This is a genomic window from Defluviimonas salinarum, from assembly GCF_026013545.1.
GTDB lineage: Bacteria > Pseudomonadota > Alphaproteobacteria > Rhodobacterales > Rhodobacteraceae > Albidovulum > Albidovulum salinarum.
This window is the reverse complement of the sequence record NZ_JAPDOG010000012.1, coordinates 72,856-93,705: the sequence shown is the minus strand read 5'-3', so window position 1 is coordinate 93,705 and position 20,850 is coordinate 72,856. Positions and strand designations below refer to the sequence as shown.

The window sequence follows — 20,850 nt, the reverse complement described above, 5'->3', positions numbered from 1 at the left end:
CCGCTCACCGTTCGGTAAGCTTGAGTTCGATCCGCCGGTTCTGCGCCCGCGCCTCCGGCGTGTCGCCCTCGGCCACCGGATGGTACTCACCGAATCCCGCCGCGACGAGGCGCTCCGGCGGGAAGCCAAGCTGGCCCTGCAAGAAGCGCACCACCGAAAGCGCCCGCCCCTGGCTGAGCTCCCAGTTGTCGCGGAACCGGCCGAAGCCCGAGAGCGGCAGGTTGTCGGTGTGGCCGTCGACACGGATTACCCAATCGATTTCGGACGGGATCGCAACCGCAAGCTCCTGAAGCGTGGTCGCCACATTGGCGATCTGACTGCGCCCCTCGGCGGCGAGATCCGCCGAGCCGGGTTCGAACAGGACTTCGGCGGAAAAGACGAACCGGTCCCCGACGACGCGCACGCCCTCGCGTCCGGCGAGCACCTGCGAAAGCCGCGCGAAGAACTCCGAGCGGTAGCGGGCAAGCTCCTTCGTTTCCTCCTTCAGCGCCGCGGCCTCGGCCTCCAAGCGCTTGCGCTCGGCCTCCTCCAGCTCTGCGCGGCGGCGCTGCTCGCTCGCCACCTGCGCGAGTGCGGAGTTCAGCCGGGTCCCGAGCGCCTCGATCTGTACCTTCGCGTCGGCATCGCGGGCCGCGGAAGCGTCGAGAAGGTTCTGCAGCCCGCCCAACTGGCTGCGCAGCGCGAGGATCTGCTGGTTCAGCAGCGCGACCTTGCGCGCGGCTTCGGCCGATGCCGCACGCTCCTCGGCCAGGGCCGCATTCGCGGTCGCGAGCAGCGCCTTCTGGCGGTCCGCCTCGCTCAGCGTCTCCTCCGCCTGCCCGGCCGCCGCTTCCCGTTCGGCGCGGGCAGCGGCCAGAAGCGTCAGCGTCTCCTCGGCGCGGCGGCGCTGTTCCTCGAGCGCCAGCGTCATCGCGGTCAGTTCGTCCTCAGCCCCCTTCAGCTTCTCGCGCAGAGCGGCGGCGGCGGCGGCCTCCGTGAGGCGCGTGGCCTCCGCCTCGCTCAGCTGCTCGGCGGCTGCCTCCTGCTTCGCCCGCAGATCGTTTACAAGCGCCTCCAGCGCATAGCGCCGGGCCGCCGCAAGGCGCGCGGCCTCCGCCTTTTCGTCAACTTCGGCCCGCGCCGCCGCAACCGCGAGGTTCAGCGCCTCCTGCGCCGATTTCAGTTCGTCACGCTCGGCGATCAAGGCTTCGGCCGCGCCGCGGGCCGTGTCGCGCTCCGCGGTCATGGCTTCGGCCTTGGTGCGGGCCGCGTTGCGCTCGGCAAGCAGGCTGGCGACCTGTGTCTCGAATGCCGTGACCTTCGCCTGCGCGGCGGTGAGTTCCGCCCCCTGCCCCTCGAGCTTGGCGGTGAGCGTGGAGAGCAGCGCCGTCTGGCGGTCGGCGGCAGCCTGGGCCGCCGCGATGTCGGCGCTCAGGCCGGACACCTCGCCCTCGAGTTCCACCGAACGGGCGCGTTCAAGACCCAACGCATCGGCAAGGCCGGCGACCTGCTCGTTGAGCGCGGCGAGTTCGTCGCCCTGGGTGTCGATCGTCTCGCGCAAGGTGAACTGGACGATCATGAAGATCGTCAGAACGAACATCAGCACCATCAGGAGCGCGGTCATGGCGTCGACGAAACCCGGCCAGATATTGGCCGAGAACCGCTGACCGTTGCGCCCCTTGGCGAGTGCCATCCGTTAGCCCTTCCGCACCGCGTCGGGCCGCGCCAGGGCGCGGACGGCGCGCGTGAGCTGCGCCAGATCGCCGCGCAGATCGGCCATGCTTTCCTGCCGCCCGGCCGCTACCTCCTCGAGCAGCCGCAGAAGCTGCACGTCGATGGACCGCAACCGCATCCGGCTTTCCGCGTCATCGCCACCCTCTTGCCCCGCAGCGACCGGACCGTTGCGCTCGATCAGGCTCGCGACGCGGTCCTGCCCGTCCGCGATACGCGCGAGCACCGCCGAAGTGCCGGACTCCGCCTCGAGCCTTTGGGTCAGATTGCCCACGGCCGCGATCAGGCTTTCGAGCCGCTCGTTCACCGCCGCGCGGCCGGCATCCGATTGCCGGAGGATCGTCTGCAGCGACTCCACTTGCCCCGCCATGTGATCGAGGACACCCGCCACCGCGTCAGCGTCGGGCGCGGCATCGCTGTCACCACCGGCGAAGGACAGGCGGGTGAAGGATGTCAGCCACTCCTCCAGCTCGCGGTAAAAGCGGTTCTGGCCGTGGCTGGCGAAGAGTTCGAGCAGCCCGACGACAAGCGACCCGGCAAGACCAAGGAGTGAGGAGGAGAAGGCGGTGCCCATGCCGCCGAGCTGTTTTTCGAGCCCGCCCATGAGCTTGTCGAAGACCTGCATCCCGGTCTCGCCTTCCTGCGGCGCCAGCGCGCGGATCGTGTCGACCACGGCGGGAACGGTGATGGCGAGGCCGTAGAACGTGCCGAGGAGGCCGAGGAAGATCAGAAGGCTCGTGAGGTAGCGGGTGATATCGCGCGCCTCGTCGATCCGGGTTGCCACGGATTCGAGGATGGAGCTCGCCGAGGTCGAGGAGATCTGGCCGCCGCGCCGGCCGCGGGACCGCAAGAGCGCGGCGAGCGGCGCCAGCATGCTGGGCGCGATCGTCATCTCGTGACCGGGTTGCTGCGCCGCGAAACCCTCGATCCAACTCACCGACCGCACGAGCTGGGCGACCTGCCAGAAGCAGGTCAGCACGCCGAAGACGAAGACCCCGAGGATCAGACCGTTCAGCCAGAGGTTGGCGCTGAAGATCGATATGATCGGGCCATAGGCGACGTAGGCGCCCGCGCCGACAAGGGCCGATACCAGAAGCATCATCGCAATCTGGCGCACCGGCTGGGAAAAAAGCGGCTCGGCCGAGCGCATGGATCTTGCCATCAGGATCGCGACCCCTGTCCTTTGACTTTCTTGGACAATAGGCGGGGCCGTCGCGGCTCACAAGCCGTTAGAGGAGGCGTCAGCCGTCAGCGCCCGCACCCGCTCCGAAAGCCAGTCGAGATCGGGGTCGGCGATGCCGAGCTCGTGCAGGTGTTCGGCGGTGTTCCAGAGGTATTCGGTGTTCGGCCCGCGCCCGCCCCGCGCCGTCGCGATGATGCCGGCCTGCTCCTCGAGCCCGAGGCCGCCACAGTACTGGACGTGGTCGGGGTCGATCACATAGGTCACCGCCTCCACGGCACGGCCGTCACGTAGCGCGATCGAGAGCGTCGTTTCGAGATAGGCCGAAGAGATCAGCTCGCGCTCGCGCAGGTAGCCGAGGGTTTCGGCGGCCCGCTCCGTCTCGACCGAATAGGCAACGCCATTGCAACAGGCCCCTTCGGCGGCGTCGAGCGCGAGGACGAGGCCGGGATGGTCCGAGGTGCCGCGATGATGGATCGAGCGCATGCAGAACGACCGGTGCCAGCCTTCGAGCCGGGCGAGGGTTCGGTCCTGATACGCGAAGCCCGGCTCCCACATGAGCGAGCCGTAGCCGAAGACCCACAAAGAATTCATGCCCACCTTCTGGTTCTTGCCCCCGCCCCCTTATAAACAGCATCCGGAACGATCAGGAAAGGCCCCCTCATGCGCGTGGTGCTCTGGCTGGTGGCGGCCTTCGCCGCTTTCTACGGCGGCTACTGGGTCGTCGGGTCGCGCGCGCTTCTCGACGGGACCGAGGCGGCCCTTGCCGAACTTCGCGCGGAGGGGCTCGCCGATTTCGGCGCGGTCGATCTCTCCGGTTTCCCGTCGCGTTTCGATCTCACCGTGAGCACCCCGCAGCTCACGAGCGCCGACGGGCGCCTGCACTGGTCGGCGCCCGAGATCAATCTCCACGCCCTGTCCTACAAGCCGCACCATATCGTCGCGCTCTTGCCGGCGACGCAGGACATCCGCATTGACCGCGAGGCATTGACGCTCACCTCCGACGACCTCAAGGCCAGCGCGATATTCGGGATCGCGACCGATCTGCCGCTCTTGCGCGCGCAGACGGTTGGCACCGGGATGTCCCTGACTTCCGATCACGGCTGGGGTGCTGGCGCGACCGAGGCGCGGCTCGCGGTGCGGCGCGGCGCGACAGAGACCGAGCAGGAACTCGGCATCGAGCTTTTCGGCCTGTCGCTTTCCGGTCTGCCGGTCCGCCTGATCGAAGCCACCGGGTCACTGCCGGCCAAGGGTGAGCATGCCCGGCTCGACGCGGTGCTCCGGCTCGACCGGCCGCTCGACCGCTTCGCACCGGCCGAAAGTATCGCTCTCATGGGTGCAGATATCCGGTCGGTCGAACTCGTCTGGGGACCGCTCCAGGTCACCGGACAGGGCGGGGTCGAACGTCGCGCCGACGGTACGCCCGATGGCCGCATCGACCTCGCGATCCGGAACTGGCGCGCGGCGCTGCCGCTTCTCACCAAGCTCGGCCTGATCCGGGAGGAGCTGGCGCCCACGGTGGAAAGCGCGTTCGAGCAACTGGCGCTCGCCGGTGGCGACGCCGAGACGCTGAACCTGCCGCTCACCTTCAGCAAGGGCCGGATGAGCCTCGGGCCGATCCCGCTCGGCGCCGCGCCGCGGTTCTAGCTCAACGGCAGTAAGGCCCGCGGCCGCGCGCGGTATCGAGATGCAGGTGATCGTGGTGGTGGCGGTCCGATCCCGGCCCGAGCACGGTATTGAACGGCCCGCAGGCGGAGCGGCGCATCGAGGCCAGCACCTTGCCGTAGCGTTTCGATCCCCAGCCGTTCTCGACCGTGATCGCGGTGCCGTCGGCCAGCAGGATCGCCGAGATGTCGACCGCCCGGCCGCGCCCGTGTTCGGAGACCCTCGCGCCCTTCTGGTTGTTGCGGCCCCGGCAGGTGTAGCTGCCCGCGACCTGCAGCGCCGCGACGCCGCCGCCGGTTCCCTCGAGCGCCGGCTTCACGCCCGTCTCGACCCAGGTTTTCAGCGCCGACGCGGTCGCGCAGTCGACCGAGGCCGGCTGGCTGAGCGCGACGCCCGCGACCGAAACCAGACTCACGCCCTCCTCCAGCCCGCAGCCCTTGACCTTCGAGAGGATCGGCGGGATCGTCTTGCCCTTGAGTGCGGGATCGCCACAAAGCGCGCCCTTGCGGCCGATCGTGGCCTCGGGCGCGGGCTGGCTGCGGAACACCACCTTCTCGACCTGCAGGTCGGTTGCGAGCCCGCGGGGACGTTTCTCAGGGCGCTCCGACGACACCGGCGCGAAGTCGCTGACCGAGACGACCATGACCGCTGGCCGCGCGGACGCCCCGGGCCGGGCCTCGGGGCGCGGCGATTGCGCAGGCGGATTGGCGAGCGCGGCAGAGGCGACAAGGCAGATCACGGCAGCAATCGCGCCGCGGCCGCGGAGTTCGGTGCGTGTCATTTCTCGTCCACCTTTGTCCGGCCGAAACCCGGGGCGGCGGTATCCTGGCCAGCCTCGATGATGCCGCGGCGGATCGCGCGGGTGCGGGTGAAATAGTCGAACAGTTCCTCTCCGTCGCCCATCCGGATCGCGCGCTGGAGCATGAACAGCTCCTCGGTGAAGCGGCCGAGAATGTCGAGCGTCGCTTCCTTGTTGGTGAGGAACACGTCGCGCCACATCGTCGGATCGGAGGCCGCGATGCGGGTGAAATCCCGGAAACCGGCGGCGGAATACTTAATGATCTCGCTTTCGGTGACGCGCCGCAGGTGGTCGGCCACGCCGACCATCGTGTAGGCGATGAGATGCGGCGTGTGGCTGGTCACGGCCAGAACGAGGTCGTGGTGGGCCGCATCCATCTCCTCGACATTCGAGCCCATCCCTTCCCAGAGCGCGCGCAGTCGCGCGACCGCCTCGGGCGAGGCCTCGCCGGGGATGATCAGGCACCAGCGGTTCTGGAACAGCGTCGCGAATCCCGACCGCGGGCCGGAATGCTCGGTCCCGGCGAGCGGGTGGCCGGGAATGAACTCGATGCCAGCCCGCAGGTGCGGCGCGACCGCCTCGATCACCGCCTGCTTCACCGAACCGACATCGGTGACCGTGGCGCCCAGCTTCAGATGCGGGCCGATCTCGGCCGCCACCGCGCCCATCGCGCCGACAGGCACCGCCAGGACCACGAGATCGGCACCGTCGGCCGCTTCGGCGGCGGTCGCGAAGACCTCGTCGCAAAAGCCAAGCTCCAGTGCGGCGGCGCGCGTCGCCTCGGTCTTGGCGTGGCCGGCGATGCTCCTCGCGAGGCCCCATTTCTTCATCGCGTGACCCATCGACGAGGCGATGAGGCCAAGCCCGATCAGGGCGACGCGGTCATAGATCGGGGCGCTCATTTCTGCCCCTTGAACTGGCCGATCGCATGAGCGACGCGGCGGCACGAGGCCTCGTCGCCGACGGTGATCCTGAGGCAATGCGGCAGGCCGTAACCGGCGACGCGGCGCACGATCAGGCCCTGCGTTTGCAGGAACTCGTCGCAGGCACTCGCCTCGGCCTCGCTGGCGAAGCGGGCGAGGACGAAGTTCGCGGTCGAGGTATCCGACGGAACTCCCCTCTCGGCCAGCGCCTCGGCAAGCCAGGCGCGGAGCCGGGTGTTCTCCTCGCGGCACCGCTCGACGTGGTCGCGGTCGCGCACGGCGGCCTCTGCGGCCTCGAGCTGCGCGGTCGAGAGGTTGAACGGGCCGCGGATCCGGTTCAGCACGTCGATGATCGCCTGCGGACCGTAGCCCCAGCCGATCCTGAGCCCGCCGAGCCCGTAGATCTTGGAGAAGGTGCGCGTCATGACGACGTTCGCGCGCTCCGTCGCCAGCGCCGCGCCGCCGTCGTAGCCCTCGACATATTCCGCATAGGCGCCGTCGAGAACGAGGATCGCCTGTTTCGGCAGGCCATTGGCGAGCCGCTCGATCTCGGGCAGGCCGATCATAGTGCCCGTCGGGTTGTTCGGGTTGGCGATGAAGACAAGCTTGGTGCGGCGGTTGCAGGCCGCGAGAATCGCGTCGACATCGGTCGTGCGATCCCGTTCCTTCACCGCAACCGGCGTCGCCCCGGCGGCCATCGCCGAGATCCGGTACATGAGGAAGCCGTGCTCGGTGAAGACAACCTCGTCCTTCGGCCCGGCATAGGCCTGGCAGAGGAAGTGGATGATCTCGTCCGAACCGACGCCGCAGATGATCCGCGCCGGGTCGAGGCCGTGGGTCTCGCCGATCGCGCGCCGCAGGCTCGCGTGGTCGGTGTTCGGGTAGCGGTGGAGCTTGTGGACAGCGCGCTGAAACGCCTCCCTGGCCTTGTCCGACGGACCGAAGGGGTTTTCGTTCGACGAAAGCTTTACCGCATCGGTGACCCCGGCCACATGCGCCGCACCGCCCTCGTAAAGGGCGATATCCATGATCCCCAGCTGCGGGCGGATGTGGTCGGTCATCTCGGGCCTCTGCGCAATGTCGGCGCTTTCTAGCGATCCGCCGGGCGCAAGGCCAGCGGGATATTGCCGCAACCCCGCGAGGTGGTGTCAGGCGGCAACGAGAATCGAGGTGAGATACATGACCGCAAGCCCCGCGCCGAAGCCGTAGAGCGCGGCCGGCGCGCGCCACCCCCGTTCGCCGGTGGCCGCCGCGGCTGGTTTCAGCATCAGGCGCGCGATCTCGAACATCACCTGCGCGATCGCCCCCGCGCCGACCGCGAGCGCGAGCGCGGCGCGGAACGGCGTAAAGGCGAAGACCCCGGCGAGCGTGCCGATCGCCGCCGGCCCGCCGGCAAGCAGCGCGAGACCGAGAAGCAGCGGCCAGCGCCAGGTCCGGCCGGCAACCGGCGCGGCGATGGCGATGCCTTCCGAGACATTGTGCACGAAGAAGCCGAGGACGAGGAAGGAGGCGAGCGCCACCTCGCCCACCGCAACAGAGGCGCCGATCGCGATTCCCTCGCCGAGATTGTGCACGCCGATACCGAGCGCGATGAAGAAAGCGAGTTCGATACCTTCGGGCGCGCGGCCCGACCGCCGGCCGAGCGCGAGCAGCCCAAGGCAGGTCAGAAGGGCCGCCGTCCAGATCGCCGGCACCGGGTTGAGCGCGGCGGGCGCTTCGGCGGCAAGCTCGGATGCTTCCGACCAGGTGTCGATCAGCAGGAAGGCGAGCAGCGCCAAGGTGAGCGCGAGCGCGAAATCCAGCCCGGCGCCCCCGAATGCGCGCAGGGCGGGTACGAAGCCGTAGCCCACGAGGACCGGCACAAACCCGACGAACAGCCCGACCCCGATCAGGCTCAACACCCCAGGCCCGGCCAGCGGGGCGGTGCTGACGGCTACCGCGATCTCGTGCTCGAACGCGGCGCCGGCCCGGGTCAGGAGCGTGACGAGATGGGCCTCGCCATCGACCCACGGATAGGGAATGTCGAGCGCCACCTGGCCAAGACGCGGAACCGGTCCTGCCGGGGTCTGGGTGAACCGCCAGAACGCGCCATCAACCTGGACTTGGGCGATCACGACGGGCTCCGACCCCGCCGCACGCACCAGCGCGTGAATCCCGGTCTCGTCGAGTCGAACGGATTCGAAGGTCAGATCCTCGATCGGCGGCACCCCGGCGGTGAGGTTCGAGAACGGCCGGAGCGTCAGAAAGCCCGCAACGAGCAGCGCGACGACGGTGAATGGCAGGATCAGGGTCCAGCGGCCTTGCATGTCAGGACACCTCCAGAAGCGACATCCAGCCGAGCTCGGCGAATTCCGACTGGTGGGCGTGGAACATGTAGAGGCCCGGCTCGTGCTCCGCGAAACTCATCTCGATGATGCCGCGCTGCGCCTGGCAGAGCATCACCGTATCGATGGTGCGCAGGGTGGGCGTCAGCGTCGTGCCATGGTCGTAATAATCGAAGAAGTTCGCATGCATGTGGAACGAGTTGATCGGATCGAACTCGGTCACGTTGACGAGGTAGATCCGGACCGGGCGGCTTCGCTCTACAGGGATCGGCCGGTCCTGATAGGCGAAGGCGATCGAGTTGGCGGCATAGACCTCGTTCTCGTCGTCGAAGTTCATGTCGAAGCCGTTCATCACGATCACCATCTCCTGCCATTCGGCATTGCGGGGATGGCCGAGCAGCCTGCCCTCCGCCACCGCGCGCGCCTCCGGATGCAGGTCGGGATCGGGATCGACGATGAACGCGCCGTAAAGCCCCTTGTGGATGTGGCGCTTCAGCGGCTGCGAATGGCAGTGATAGAGATGGCAGCCGTACGGTCGGGCGGTGAACTCGTAGGTGAAGCTTTCGCCGGGCGCGACCTCGCCCGCGCCGGGCACCCCGTCCATCCGCGCCGAATGGATTCCGTGGAAATGCATCGTATGGACATGCGAGCCGGAATTGATGAACTCGATCCTAATCAGCTCTCCCTCGGTCGCGCGCAGCGTCGGACCCGGCACGCGGCCGTTGTAGGTCCAGGCCGGGAAGATCAGACCCGGCGCGATCTCGATCTCGCGGTCGACGGCGGTGATCTCGAACCGGCGTAGGCGACGGCCGTCGGGCAGGGTTTCGACCGTGCCGGTCTCCCAGTCGGTGAGGATCTCGTGCGGATCGAATCCGTTCGCGGCATGATCGACGGCACCAACGGTGGCGTTGCCCCCGTGATCATGCGGGGTCGCCGCCGCCGCCACAGGCACCACGCCCGCGCCGCCGGTCATGAGCAGGCGGCCGAGAAATCCGCGCCGGTCGAGGGTGAAGCGCAACATCGGTCCCTCCGCCGTAGCCCTTCCTGTCTCGCAGTCTAGACTCATTGCAAATGCTTCTCAATAGCATATTCCCGTGAGACTCGGGAACCGCCAGCCGGAAGACAGTCCGGGCTCAGCCGGATTGCCTGGAATCGCGACCGCACTGCCCCTCGAACGCGGCGCGGTTGGCGAGCAGCACCTTCGTCATCATGTCGACGAAGGCGCGAACCCGCGCGGCGTGGCGCACCTCGGGATGCATCAGCACCCAGATCCCGATTCCGCGCGGCACGAAGGCGTCAGAAAGGCGAGCGAGACCGGGATCGCGATCCGCCCAGTAGCAGGGCAGCACCGAAATCCCCGCCCCCTCGCGCACCATCGCGCTCAGCGCCACGAGGCCATCGACCTCGTGCGCGATCCGCGCTGCCGGAAAGGCGTCGAGGATCACCCGCGCATTGACCGCGTCATCGGCCCAGCCGATCCAGTCGAGCCGGTCAGGTTGCGAAAGATCGGGCGCGCGCGTCCGCCACGTCGTCGCGCCGTAGACGGCGAGGGCGAAGTCACACAGCCGGCGCCCGACGAGGGGCGGTGGCGGGCTCTCGGACACCCGGATCGCCACGTCGGCTTCGCTGCGCATCAGGTCGAGCGGCCGCATCGACGTCTGCAGGGTGAGGGCAAGCCCTGGATGCTCGCGGCAGAAGCGGGCGAAATGCGGCGCGAGGAAGCGGTCGATCATCATCTCGACGCAGGTCACGCGCAGAACGCCGCCAAGCTGCGCGTCACGCCCTTCGACCTGGCGCAGGACGGCACCGATCTCCGCCGCGATCGGCTCCGCAGCCTGCGCGAGATCGCTGCCCTCCGGGGTCAGGAGATGCCCGGTTGCATGGCGTGTCACGAGGAGCGTGCCGAGCCGGCGCTCAAGAGCGGCCAGCCGCCGCGACACCGTCGACTGGTTCACCCCAAGCTCCTTCGCGGCGGCGGAGAACGAAGCCGCGCGCGCGACGGTCAGGAAGAAGCGTAGATCATCCCATTGCATTGCCATGCATTGTCGCATGTCCGCGATGCGAAATCACCCCGGCCGGCGGTGGCGAGGCCGGCCTATAGTGAAGCCGACGAAGAGGAGGATCGGCCATGAGCACCTACATGATCGCGCAGATCGACATCCGCGACCCTGCGGAATACCAGAAATACCTGGACGGGTTCCTGCCGGTCTTCGAACGGCACGGCGGCAGGCTCCTTGTGACGTCACGGGTCGAAACCGAGGTTCTCGAAGGGGCATGGGCGCATCCGCGCACCGTGGTGATGGCGTTCCCGGATACGGCGCGGGCGCGCGCATGGTACGCGGATCCGGACTACCGCCGCCTCAAGAAGCACCGACTGGCCTCGGCGGAGGCAAATCTCGTTCTCGTCGAAGGGATCGGCTGAGCATGGCGCAACAAGCCCTTGCGCCCGGCAGCGAGCGGCAGGAAACAAGCTGCCCCGACATAAGCTGGTCCGTCACACGGACCTGCCGGACATCTGCCGGGTGTCGATATTTTCTCGACCATGGGCGATCCCCCAAGGCCGGGATCACCACGACCTCCTATTCGGTTGGCTTTCCCAACACATCAAGCGCAATGACAGCGGCCAACCGTGTTCCCCACGGGATGGCGTCGAGATCGACGACGTAGTTCGGCTCGTGCACGAAGAACGGGAACTCCTTCCCTTCGGCGTGCGCCTTGGCGAAGACCTCGGGGGCGGCCGTGCCGACCCCGATATAGTCACCCTTCACATCCTCGAGCCCTTCGAAAAGAAGGAAGTCGTCGTCCGAGCCGGGGACCTGGAGATCGTCGATGGCAACGCCTTCAACCACCCGCCTCTCGTTTACAGTTTCGTCCACAGCCTTGGCCTCCGTCAGAACCTGCCGGATGTGGTCCATCCACTCCGCATCGTTGAAGATGACCGGTGCATATCCCTTCTCGAAGATGGTCGGCATCATGGCTTCGTCTTCGATGCCGTAGCTCAAGGCGATGTTGTTGCTGATCCGCTCGATGCCGGAAACCATGACCTCACGCAACTCGGGGGTCGTATAGTGCAACTTGAGCTTCAATTCGGCCTCTGTCGGGATGACGTTGTTGTCGACGCCCGCCTGCACGCTGCCGACCGTCAGAACGCTCGTCTCGGTCGGATCAGCCATGCGCGACACGATGGTCTGGTACTGGACGATCGCCATTCCGTCCATGATGACCGGATCGGTGGCATGATGCGGCGACGAGCCGTGGCCGCCTGACCCGTGGAAGGTGACGGCGATATGGTCCGTTCCCGTGTTCTTCCTGCCGCTTGTCAGGGCAACCATGCCAGTCGAAAACGGCGCTGTATGGAAGGTCAGGAAATAGTCGGGCTTGGGAACGGCATGGGTCTCATAGAGCCCGTCATCCCGCATGGCCTTGGCCCCTTTCACGGGCTCTTCCGCGGGCTGGGCTATCAGAACCAGCGTTCCGGACCACCGGCCCCTCAACTCCGGCATCGTCTTGGCAAGGCCGATCAACCAGGTCGTGTGAGGATCGTGGCCGCACATGTGCGCGACATAGGTCTCGACGCCCGACAGGTTGGTGACTCTCTGGGTGCTGGCATACGGCAGTCCCGTTGCCTCCTGAACCGCATTCGCATCCATGTCGGTCCGGAACGCGAAGGTGGGCCCTTCTCCATTCGCCATGACCCCGACAACGCCGGTGATGCCGATACCGGTCTTGACCTCGAAACCAAGAGCCTCCAGTTCCGCTGCCACGATACCCGCGGTCCGGGTCTCCCTGAAGCCAAGCTCGGCGTGCTGATGGATGTCCTTGAAGATGTCCTGCAGCCGGGCCGCGTCCGCTTCAACGATCTGATTGATTTCAGGAACCAGCGCAGCACCCGCACTCGACGATTGAGCGGAAGTTACGGTCGATGTGGACGCCACACAGAACGCCGCCAGTGCTGCCAGCCGCCGGGCCTCTGAAGGTCTCATGAAACTACTCCCCCTTGTTTCAAGAGATGGGGGCCAAGATGAGATCTATGGCAAACGGGCCTGCCCCGATTGCCCCTTCAAAAATGTACTTACCGCCAAGATGCGGCCTTCCGATCCCCGGGATCCGCAGAGCCGCTTCGAAGTCGAAGCCGGCAAGCACGGTCATAGGCCTGGAAAAGGAAAAGGGCCACCCGGAGGCGGCCCTTTCCGAACTCTCCCGCGAAGGATCAGTTCTTCGCGTAGTATTCGACGACGAGGTGCGGTTCCATCTGCACGGCGTAGGGCACGTCGCCCAGCGCCGGGGTGCGCACGAAGGTCGCGGTCATCTTGGAATGGTCGGCCTCGATGTAGTCCGGCACGTCCCGCTCGGCGAGGCCGACGGCCTCGAGCACGATGGCGAGCTGGCGCGACTTGTCACGGACGGCGACGACATCGCCTTCCTTGACGCGGTAGGACGCGATGTTGACGCGCTTGCCGTTCACGGTGACGTGGCCGTGGTTCACGAACTGACGCGCCGCGAAGATCGTCGGAACGAACTTGGCGCGGTAGACGATGGCGTCGAGACGGCGCTCGAGGAGGCCGATCAGGTTCTCACCGGTGTCGCCCTTGACGCGCTCGGCTTCGCCGTAGATGCGGCGGAACTGCTTCTCTGTCAGGTCGCCGTAGTAGCCCTTGAGCTTCTGCTTCGCGCGCAGCTGCGTGCCGAAGTCGGAAAGCTTGGTCTTGCGGCGCTGGCCGTGCTGGCCGGGGCCGTATTCGCGGCGGTTCACCGGGGACTTCGGACGGCCCCAGATGTTCTCGCCCATGCGGCGGTCGATCTTGTACTTGGCAGAGGTGCGTTTGGTCACCGCTGATCTCCTTCTTTGTGGCGCCGCCCGGAGGCGGCATGAAGGGCGTTGTCCTTTCCCTTTCGGGCGACAGGCTTCCCCTTGCGGGGTCCACCAACACCAAATGAAAGCCCCGGGCGCGATGTCCCGGGACGGGCGGCTTATAACGCCCCGATCCGCAGAGTCAACGCCCGGCGGTCACGTTTCTCAGGTCTCCCGCGCCACGTCCTTGTGCACGATCACGTCGCATTGCGGATAGGTCTCGAGGATCCGGCGCCTCAGCCCGGCACCGATGGCATGGGCCTCGCGCAGGGACTGGTCGCCGTCGAGCTCGATATGGATGTTGACGAAGACCCGGCTGCCCGCGGTCCGTGTCTTGAGGTCGTGGAAGCCGTGCACGCCCGGCCAGTCGCGGGCGATCGCGGCGATTGCGGTGATGAGCGCGGGATCGGCGCTGCGGTCCATCAGCGCGTCCCAGGCGCCCTTGCCGATCCGGAACGCCCCGAAGACCAGCATCACCGCCGCGGCGAGCGCGACGACGCTGTCGACCTCGACGACGCCGAAGCGGCGCGAGATCCAGAGCGCCGCGATGGCGCCGAGCGCGGGCAGGAGATCGGACATGTAGTGCAGGCTGTCGGCGGCGACGACCCGGCTGCCGGTCCGGCGCGCGACCCGGCGCTGCCAGAGCACGAGCGCCACAGTGAGCACGATCGACACCACCATGACCGCCATGCCGCGTCCCTCGTCCGCGAGCGCGCGCGGGCTGTCGGACAGGAGCCGGTTGACCGCCGACCAGCCGATCACCGCGCCCGAGATCAGGATGAAGACCGATTGCGCCAGCGCCGCGAGGTCCTCGGCCGAAGTATGGCCGAAGGCATGATCCTCGTCGGCGGGGCGCGCTGCGTAGAGGATCGCGGTCAGCCCGCCGAGCGACATCATCAGGTCGAGCGCGCTGTCCGCGAGCGAAGCCGCGACCGAGAGCGCGGACGTCGCGCCGAGCGCCCAGAGCTTCAGCGCGACGAGAATCAAGGCCACCGCCACCGAGGCGATGCCGGCCGAAGCGTTGAGCCTTGTCTCGTTGCGTCCCATCATCCGCTCCCGTCCCTGCGCCGCTCATAGCAGCGGTGGCAGGGGCGGAAAAGGCGGCAAGCTGACCTAGAGGGGCGGGAAGCCGCTTCCTGGCCACGCCGCGCGACAGCCGGGCGCCGCGGTTGAGCTCACTCGCGAATCTCGTCCGGCGCGACGCCCCAGAGCGCTTCCTTGGCGACCCAGCCCTTCTCGCCGCCGGCGCTGATCCGGCACCAGCCGGGATTGCATTCGCCAAGCCAGCCGATCACCCCGGCCTCGGCCTCGGCCACGACCCGCGCGGCGGGGTCGGGCTGGACCCGCATCGCGGTCCTGTCGACCTCGAACATCACGGTGCGGGCGCCCGACAGGAGGGTGTAGTAGATCCAGCCGCCCTGCCCCTCGCTGTCCTCGACCCGGCGCCAGTGCTCGAATTCGGCCGTGACCCGGAGCGGCATGTCGCGGTGGCGGAACACCCAGTCGATCCGGTGCTCAAGGCTCGGCCCGCGGCGCACGTTGCCCTCCGCCGCCTTGAGCGAGACGAAGCGCGGCAGCGGCAGGTTCGTCACCGGCCCGCGCAAGGTCTCCGCCGCAGCCGCAGCGGTCACCGCGCCGCCACAACAGATGATCGACGCGATCAGCGCCCGCAGCGCGCGCATTGTGTACACTCGTCCGCTCATGTCCTGCCCGATATTCGCCCGCCGTGGCGAGCGCCGTCTTTCGGGGCTTGTGACTTGCCCCGTTGCGCTGCACTTTGCCAGTAGCAACGCGCCGTTGGAAGAGAGGAGACAAGTCCATGGGATCGCAGCGCCTGACTGTTGTCGTCACGCGACGCTTGCCCGAGGTCGTCGAGACGCGGATGAAGGAACTCTTCGATGTCGAGTTGCGCGACCCCGACACCCGGATGACCCGCGAGGAACTGGCGGCCGCGATGCGGCGGGCGGACGTTCTGGTGCCCTGCGTCACCGACCATATCGACAGCAACCTTCTCGCCCAGGCCGGTGAAAGGCTGAAGCTGATCGCCAACTACGGCGCGGGCGTCGACCATATCGACGTCCATTCGGCGCGCCAGCGCGGGGTGCTCATCTCCAACACGCCCGGCGTCGTGACCGAGGACACCGCCGACATGACGATGGCGCTGATCCTCGCCGTCACCCGGCGGATCCCCGAAGGGCTTGCGGTGATGCAGTCCGGCCAGTGGGAGGGCTGGGCGCCCACCGCCTTCATGGGCGGCCGGGTCGGCGGGCGCAGGCTCGGCATCCTTGGCATGGGCCGGATCGGCACCGCCGTGGCCCGCCGTGCCGCCGCCTTCGGCATGCAGATCCATTACCACAACCGCAAGCGCCTTCGCCCAGAGCAGGAGGCGGAGGTCGAGGCCACCTATTGGGAGAGCCTCGACCAGATGGTGAGCCGGATGGACGTGATCTCGGTCAACTGTCCGCACACGCCGGCGACCTTCCACCTGATGAACGCGCGCCGGTTGCGGCTGATGAAGCCAACCGGCGTCATCGTGAACACCTCGCGCGGCGAGGTGATCGACGAGAACGCGCTGACACGGATGCTGCGCGCGGGCGAGATCGCCGGCGCCGGTCTCGACGTCTACGAGCACGGCAAGGACATCAACCCGCGCTTGCGCGAACTCAGCAACGTCGTGCTGCTGCCGCATATGGGCTCGGCGACCGTCGAAGGGCGGACCGAGATGGGCGAGAAGGTGATCATCAACATCAAGACCTTCGCCGACGGCCACCGCCCGCCCGACCTCGTGGTGCCGGGAATGCTCTGAAGCCTTGATTTTTTCGCCCCGCTGCCACGATTAGGCGCCGCACGGCGGATATCATCCGCAGGTGTTAAGTGCGAGGTGTTGTGGTGGATCGATTTCCGGTTCTTGTGTTTTGTGCGATTCTGGTTCTCACGACGACTGGTCTCGACTACTTTTTGGCGCGCAGGGCACACCCTGACGAGCCCTACGGGTTTAGGACTCATCTGTCGCTGCGTTTCAACGGCCTTATCGGCGCCTCTGGATCGGATAGCGAGCGGGCTGAAGCAGACATAAGGGAAGCTCCCTCCTCCAAGCCGCGCGCGACGGACGCCCCGCTGGACGCTTCGGAATGCACGCGGAAGTCCGGCTCCAAGTTCTGCGAAACGTCCGAGAACTGACCTCCGCGATATGTGAGGTACGACGACTCCGCGCCGCGGGGCGGTCAGAGGGTCAGGACAGTCGAGCCCGTGGTCCGCCGCGCCTCCAGCGCGCGGTGGGCTTCGGCGACGTCCGCAAGCGCGAATCTCTGGCCGATCTCGATCCTTACGGCGCGCGAGGTGATCTTGCCAAAGAGCCGCGCCGCCATCTCTTGGCAGGTCGCGTGATCGGCGATATGGGTGAAGATCGTCGGGCGGGTGATCTTCAGCGATCCCTTGGCGGCGAGCGTCATGATGTTCAGCGGCGGCACCGGCCCCGAGGCGGCGCCGAACGAGATCATCATGCCGAGCGGACGGAGCGAATCGAGCGACCCCTCGAACGTGTCCTTTCCGACCGAATCCATTACCACATGAACCCCGCGCCCCTCCGTGATCTCGCGCACACGCGGAGCGAAGTCGCCCTCGCGGTAGTTGATCGCATGGGCGGCGCCGTGTTCGAGCGCCATCTGGCATTTCTCGTCCGAGCCCGCCGTGGCGATCAGGTTGATGCCCTCGGACCGCGCCCACTGGCAGGCGATGAGGCCGACACCACCGGCCGCGGCGTGGAAGAGCACCCAGTCGCCCTTCGCGATCGGCGTGGTGCGGTTAAAGAGGTAGTCGACCGTCAGACCCTTCAACATCGCCGCCGCGCCCTCCTCGAAGGAGATCCCGTCCGGCAGCCTGCAGACCTGCGCGGCGGGCATCACGCGGGCCTCGGCATAGGCGCCCGGCGGCTGACAGGCATAGGCGGCGCGGTCGCCCGGCTTCAGATGGGTGACACCCTCGCCGACCGCCTCGACGATGCCGGCCGCCTCCATCCCGAGCGCCGCCGGCAGCGGCAGCTTGTAGAGCCCATCGCGCTGGTAGACGTCGATGAAATTGAGCCCGCAGGCCCGGTGGGCGATGCGGATCTCGCCCGGCCCCGGCGCGCCGACCTCGCGGTCCACGAGCCTCAGCACCTCCGGTCCGCCGTGGGTATCGATGATCACCGTGCGCGCCATGTGCTATACTCCCGTCGTGGTTCCCGTTTGCCGAAGTTGTAGGCGCCCGCGCAGCCGCGGTCGAGTGCCGAGGCCGGCGCGAGAAGGGTCTAGCGCGTCCCCGACCTGCGCACATGTCGTTTTTCCTCCGGTTTAGGTCGGGCTGACATTTCCGCTATTCTGCGGCTCTGGCAGATAGGGGCCAGAAAATTGACCCGAGGAGTCGGCCCGATGAAAACCCATGTCAAAGCCCTTGTCGTCGGCGGCGGTGCCGTCGGTACCGGGATTGCCTATCACCTGGCCAAAGCCGGCTGGGACACGATGCTCCTGGAGCGCGACGAGCTGACCTCGGGCTCGACCTGGCACGCCGCCGGTCTGCTGCCGCTCTTCAACATGAGCTACGCGACGACCCACATCCACAAGTACTCGGTCGACTTCTACAAGACGCTCGAGGCCGAAACCGGGCTGAACGCGGGTTTCTACGTCGTCGGCAACCTGCGCATGGCGCAGACGCAGGAGCGCATGGACGAATACATGCTCTACTCCTCGGTCGCCGAGACCTGCGACGTCTACCATGAATTCATGACCCCGAAAGAGATCAAGGAGCGCTGGCCGCTGGTCCGCACCGAGGATCTGAAGGGCGCGATCTTCCATCCGCAGGACGGCTATATCAACCCCGCCGACGTGACCCAGGCGATGGCCAAGGGCGCGCGCCAGCTGGGTGTCACGATCGAGCGCAAGTGGCAGGTCGATGGCTACAAGTGGACCGGCTCCGAGTGGCAGGTCACCTGCACGAAGATGGTCGAGAAGGGCGGCAACCTCGTCCCCTCCGAAGAACAGACCGTTATCACCGCCGAGCATGTCGTCACCGCGACCGGCAACCACGCCCAGCGCACCGCGCGGCTTCTGGGTATCAAGATCCCGGCGATCCCGGTCGAGCACCAGTATATCGTGACCGAGCCGGACCCGATGCTGCAGGAATACCGCAAGAACAACCCCGAGCACCCGGTGCTGCGCGACGCGGACGCCAAGTGGTATGTCCGCGAGGAGCGCGGTGGCTGGATCCTTGGCCCCTATGAGCGCAATGCGCCGGCCCGCTTCCTCTACGACGTGCCGGAATCGTTCCGCGCTGACCTCTTCCCGCTCGACCTGGAGCGGATCGAGGCCGAATACATGTCGATGATCCACCGGATTCCGTCCTCGGAGACCGTCGGTCTCAAGGACGACTTCAACGGCCCGATCTGCTACACGCCGGACGGCAACCCGCTGGTCGGTCCCGCCCCGGGCCTGCGCAACATGTGGCTCGCCGAGGGCTTCTCGTTCGGCATCACGGCCGCGGGCGGCACCGGCTACTACCTCGCGCAGATGATGGTCAACGGCGAAGCCGAGATCGACATGGCCTCGCTCGATCCGAAGCGTTACGGCTCGTGGATGACGACCGAATACGCGGCGCGCAAGAACGAGGAATGCTATGAGCACGTCTTCATCCTGCACCACCCGGACGAAGAGCGCGAAGCCTGCCGCCCGCTGCGCACGGCCCCGGTCTATGACCGCCAGAAGGCGCTTGGCGCGCAGTTCGGTCAGGTCAACGGCTGGGAACGCCCGAACTATTACGGCCCGAAGGATGCGCCCGAGTCGTTCGACCATGACTCGCGTTCCTTCCGCCGTGGCGGCTGGTGGCAATATGCCGTGGACGAAGCCAAGGCGATCCGCGAGACCGCTGGCCTGATCGACGCGACCGCCTTTACCAAGCACATCGTGCGTGGGCCCGGTGCGACGGCGTTCCTCGACTGGTTCACCTGCAACGCGCTGCCGAAGGTCGGCCGCATCAACCTGACCTATGCGCTGACGCCCACGGGGACGACGCGGACGGAATACACGATCGTGCGCAACGGCGAGAACGACTACTACCTCGTCTCCGCCGGTGCCTGGACCACCTATGACGCCGACTACCTGAAGAAGTCGATCGAGGACTTCATCGCGAACGGCGGCGCGCATGTGGACATGCATGACGTCACCACCCAGTGGGGCGTCTTCGCCATTGCCGGTCCGAAGTCGCGCGACATCCTGAAGGAGATCATCAAGGATGCCGAGCCGGAGACGGCGCTGTCGAACAAGCGTTTCCCCTGGCTCTCGGCCCGCAAGATCGAGCTCGGCATGTGCCCGGTCAACGCGATCCGCGTGGCCTATACCGGGGAGCTTGGCTGGGAGCTTCACCACCCGATCGAGATGCAGCGCTACCTCTGGGATCTGCTGCTCAAGGCGGGCGAGAAGCACGGCATGAAGCTCGTCGGCGCCCGCGCCCAGAACTGGCTCCGCCAGGAGAAGTCCTACCGCGCCTTCGGCACCGAGCTCGGCCGCGACGCGACGCCCGCCGAGGCCGGTCTCGACCGCTTCATCGATCTCTCGAAGGACTTCCAGGGCAAGCAGGCGATGATCGACACCGGTGTGCGCTTCAAATGCGTCACCCTGCTGATCGACGGGCCGTCGGACACCGATCCCTGGGGCAAGGAAGCGCTCCTCGTCGACGGCAAGAAGGTCGGCCGCCTGACCTCGGGCGGCTACTCGGTGGCGTTCAACAAGCAGATCGGCATGGGCTATGTCAGCCCGGACCTGGCGGAAGTCGGCACCAAGCTGAAGGTGCGGATGCTGCGCCAGGAATGGGATGCCGTGGTCGTCGAGGACAGCCCGTTCGACCCGTCGAACGAGCGCATCCGCGTCAACGGCTGATCCTGCGGTCAAGGCCGGGGGCGCTGCCCCCGGACCCCCGGGATATTTCGGAAAAGAAGAAGGGGCCGGGAGACCGGCCCTATTCCTTTGCCGCCGCCAGTTCGTCCCAGCAGGCGAGGGCTGCTGCGGAGTACATCAGCGTCGGCCCGCCCCCCATCTGGATCGCCATCGCGAGCACGTCGCCCAGCTCCGCGCGGGTGGCGCCGGCCTTCATCAGCGCCTCGACGTGGAAGTTGATGCAGGGCTCGCAACGCAGCGCGACCGCCATGCCGAGCGCGACATATTCCTTTTCCTTGACGCTCAGGGGACCGTTGTCCTTCACCGCGGCCGAGAGCTGCGAAAAGCCCTCGGTCGCGGCGGGAATGGTCCTGTAGAGCGTACGCAGCTCGGCGCGTGTCGCTTTGATCTCGTCGATGTAGCTCATCTCGGCCTCCGGTAACCTGTCAGCGTCCAGTCGCACGGGCGTGAGAGACCGGCCTTGACCTGCGT

At 67.2% G+C, this 20,850-nt stretch carries 19 protein-coding genes; 4 read left to right on the top strand and 15 right to left on the bottom strand.

What is annotated here, in order from left to right; translation table 11 throughout:
- Positions 1–4: 4 nt before the first annotated feature.
- Genes OM960_RS14035 through OM960_RS14025 form a run of 3 tightly spaced genes read right to left on the bottom strand, consistent with a single transcriptional unit; the run spans position 5 to position 3,484 of the window.
- Entirely contained in the window at positions 5–1,672 is a 1,668-nt protein-coding gene (locus OM960_RS14035) for a peptidoglycan -binding protein (RefSeq protein ID WP_264772395.1), read from the bottom strand.
- Between the two features lie 3 nt (positions 1,673–1,675).
- Positions 1,676–2,872 carry a biopolymer transporter ExbB gene (locus tag OM960_RS14030; protein WP_263337552.1) on the bottom strand — a complete coding sequence of 399 codons (1,197 nt, stop codon included), beginning with the start codon at positions 2,870–2,872 and terminating at the stop codon, positions 1,676–1,678.
- A 57-nt stretch (positions 2,873–2,929) separates the two neighbouring features.
- Positions 2,930–3,484: a gamma-glutamylcyclotransferase gene (locus OM960_RS14025; RefSeq protein WP_263337553.1), complete on the bottom strand. Its 555-nt coding sequence runs from the start codon at positions 3,482–3,484 to the stop codon at positions 2,930–2,932.
- 69 nt (positions 3,485–3,553) lie between these two features.
- Here OM960_RS14025 and OM960_RS14020 point away from each other — a divergent pair, with 69 nt between their 5' ends.
- Positions 3,554–4,537 (top strand): DUF2125 domain-containing protein, encoded by a 984-nt coding sequence (locus tag OM960_RS14020; protein WP_263337555.1) that lies wholly within the window; start codon positions 3,554–3,556, stop codon positions 4,535–4,537.
- 1 nt (position 4,538) lies between these two features.
- Here the strand turns inward: OM960_RS14020 and OM960_RS14015 are convergent, their stop codons facing one another.
- The 6 genes from OM960_RS14015 to OM960_RS13990 all read right to left on the bottom strand — a co-directional run bounded on the left by OM960_RS14015 (position 4,539) and on the right by OM960_RS13990 (position 10,640).
- Positions 4,539–5,336: an extensin-like domain-containing protein gene (locus OM960_RS14015; protein ID WP_263337557.1), complete on the bottom strand. Its 798-nt coding sequence runs from the start codon at positions 5,334–5,336 to the stop codon at positions 4,539–4,541.
- Positions 5,333–6,256 carry a prephenate/arogenate dehydrogenase family protein gene (locus OM960_RS14010; RefSeq protein ID WP_264772394.1) on the bottom strand — a complete coding sequence of 308 codons (924 nt, stop codon included), beginning with the start codon at positions 6,254–6,256 and terminating at the stop codon, positions 5,333–5,335. The genes OM960_RS14015 and OM960_RS14010 overlap by 4 nt, the downstream gene beginning before the upstream one ends.
- Positions 6,253–7,338, bottom strand: coding sequence for a histidinol-phosphate transaminase (hisC, locus tag OM960_RS14005; RefSeq protein WP_263337562.1), 1,086 nt, complete (start codon positions 7,336–7,338; stop codon positions 6,253–6,255). The genes OM960_RS14010 and hisC overlap by 4 nt, the downstream gene beginning before the upstream one ends.
- A gap of 87 nt (positions 7,339–7,425) precedes the next feature.
- A complete protein-coding gene (locus OM960_RS14000) occupies positions 7,426–8,583 on the bottom strand; it encodes a ZIP family metal transporter (protein WP_263337563.1) in 1,158 nt (385 codons plus the stop codon).
- 1 nt (position 8,584) lies between these two features.
- Positions 8,585–9,622, bottom strand: a complete 1,038-nt coding sequence (locus OM960_RS13995) for a multicopper oxidase domain-containing protein (RefSeq protein WP_263337566.1) — start codon at positions 9,620–9,622, stop codon at positions 8,585–8,587.
- Positions 9,623–9,734: 112 nt separating this feature from the next.
- Entirely contained in the window at positions 9,735–10,640 is a 906-nt protein-coding gene (locus OM960_RS13990) for a LysR family transcriptional regulator (RefSeq protein WP_264772393.1), read from the bottom strand.
- An 89-nt stretch (positions 10,641–10,729) separates the two neighbouring features.
- On the opposite strand from OM960_RS13990, the gene OM960_RS13985 reads away from it, so the two are divergent.
- Entirely contained in the window at positions 10,730–11,023 is a 294-nt protein-coding gene (locus tag OM960_RS13985) for a DUF1330 domain-containing protein (RefSeq protein ID WP_264772392.1), read from the top strand.
- A gap of 157 nt (positions 11,024–11,180) precedes the next feature.
- On the opposite strand, the gene OM960_RS13980 is transcribed toward OM960_RS13985, so the two are convergent.
- The 4 genes from OM960_RS13980 to OM960_RS13965 all read right to left on the bottom strand — a co-directional run bounded on the left by OM960_RS13980 (position 11,181) and on the right by OM960_RS13965 (position 15,156).
- A complete protein-coding gene (locus OM960_RS13980; RefSeq protein WP_264772391.1) occupies positions 11,181–12,584 on the bottom strand; it encodes an amidohydrolase in 1,404 nt (467 codons plus the stop codon).
- 227 nt (positions 12,585–12,811) lie between these two features.
- Entirely contained in the window at positions 12,812–13,432 is a 621-nt protein-coding gene (rpsD, locus tag OM960_RS13975) for a 30S ribosomal protein S4 (RefSeq protein ID WP_263337575.1), read from the bottom strand.
- Positions 13,433–13,618: 186 nt separating this feature from the next.
- Positions 13,619–14,503, bottom strand: coding sequence for a cation diffusion facilitator family transporter (locus tag OM960_RS13970; RefSeq protein ID WP_264772390.1), 885 nt, complete (start codon positions 14,501–14,503; stop codon positions 13,619–13,621).
- Between the two features lie 125 nt (positions 14,504–14,628).
- Entirely contained in the window at positions 14,629–15,156 is a 528-nt protein-coding gene (locus OM960_RS13965) for an SH3 domain-containing protein (RefSeq protein WP_264772389.1), read from the bottom strand.
- Between the two features lie 116 nt (positions 15,157–15,272).
- Between OM960_RS13965 and OM960_RS13960 the strand changes: the two genes are divergently transcribed.
- Positions 15,273–16,259: a 2-hydroxyacid dehydrogenase gene (locus tag OM960_RS13960; protein ID WP_264772388.1), complete on the top strand. Its 987-nt coding sequence runs from the start codon at positions 15,273–15,275 to the stop codon at positions 16,257–16,259.
- A gap of 418 nt (positions 16,260–16,677) precedes the next feature.
- On the opposite strand, the gene OM960_RS13955 is transcribed toward OM960_RS13960, so the two are convergent.
- Positions 16,678–17,652 (bottom strand): quinone oxidoreductase family protein, encoded by a 975-nt coding sequence (locus tag OM960_RS13955; protein WP_263337585.1) that lies wholly within the window; start codon positions 17,650–17,652, stop codon positions 16,678–16,680.
- A gap of 210 nt (positions 17,653–17,862) precedes the next feature.
- Here OM960_RS13955 and OM960_RS13950 point away from each other — a divergent pair, with 210 nt between their 5' ends.
- Positions 17,863–20,361 (top strand): GcvT family protein, encoded by a 2,499-nt coding sequence (locus OM960_RS13950; protein ID WP_264772387.1) that lies wholly within the window; start codon positions 17,863–17,865, stop codon positions 20,359–20,361.
- Positions 20,362–20,440: 79 nt separating this feature from the next.
- Here the strand turns inward: OM960_RS13950 and OM960_RS13945 are convergent, their stop codons facing one another.
- A complete protein-coding gene (locus OM960_RS13945; RefSeq protein ID WP_263337589.1) occupies positions 20,441–20,785 on the bottom strand; it encodes a carboxymuconolactone decarboxylase family protein in 345 nt (114 codons plus the stop codon).
- Positions 20,786–20,850 lie beyond the last annotated feature (65 nt).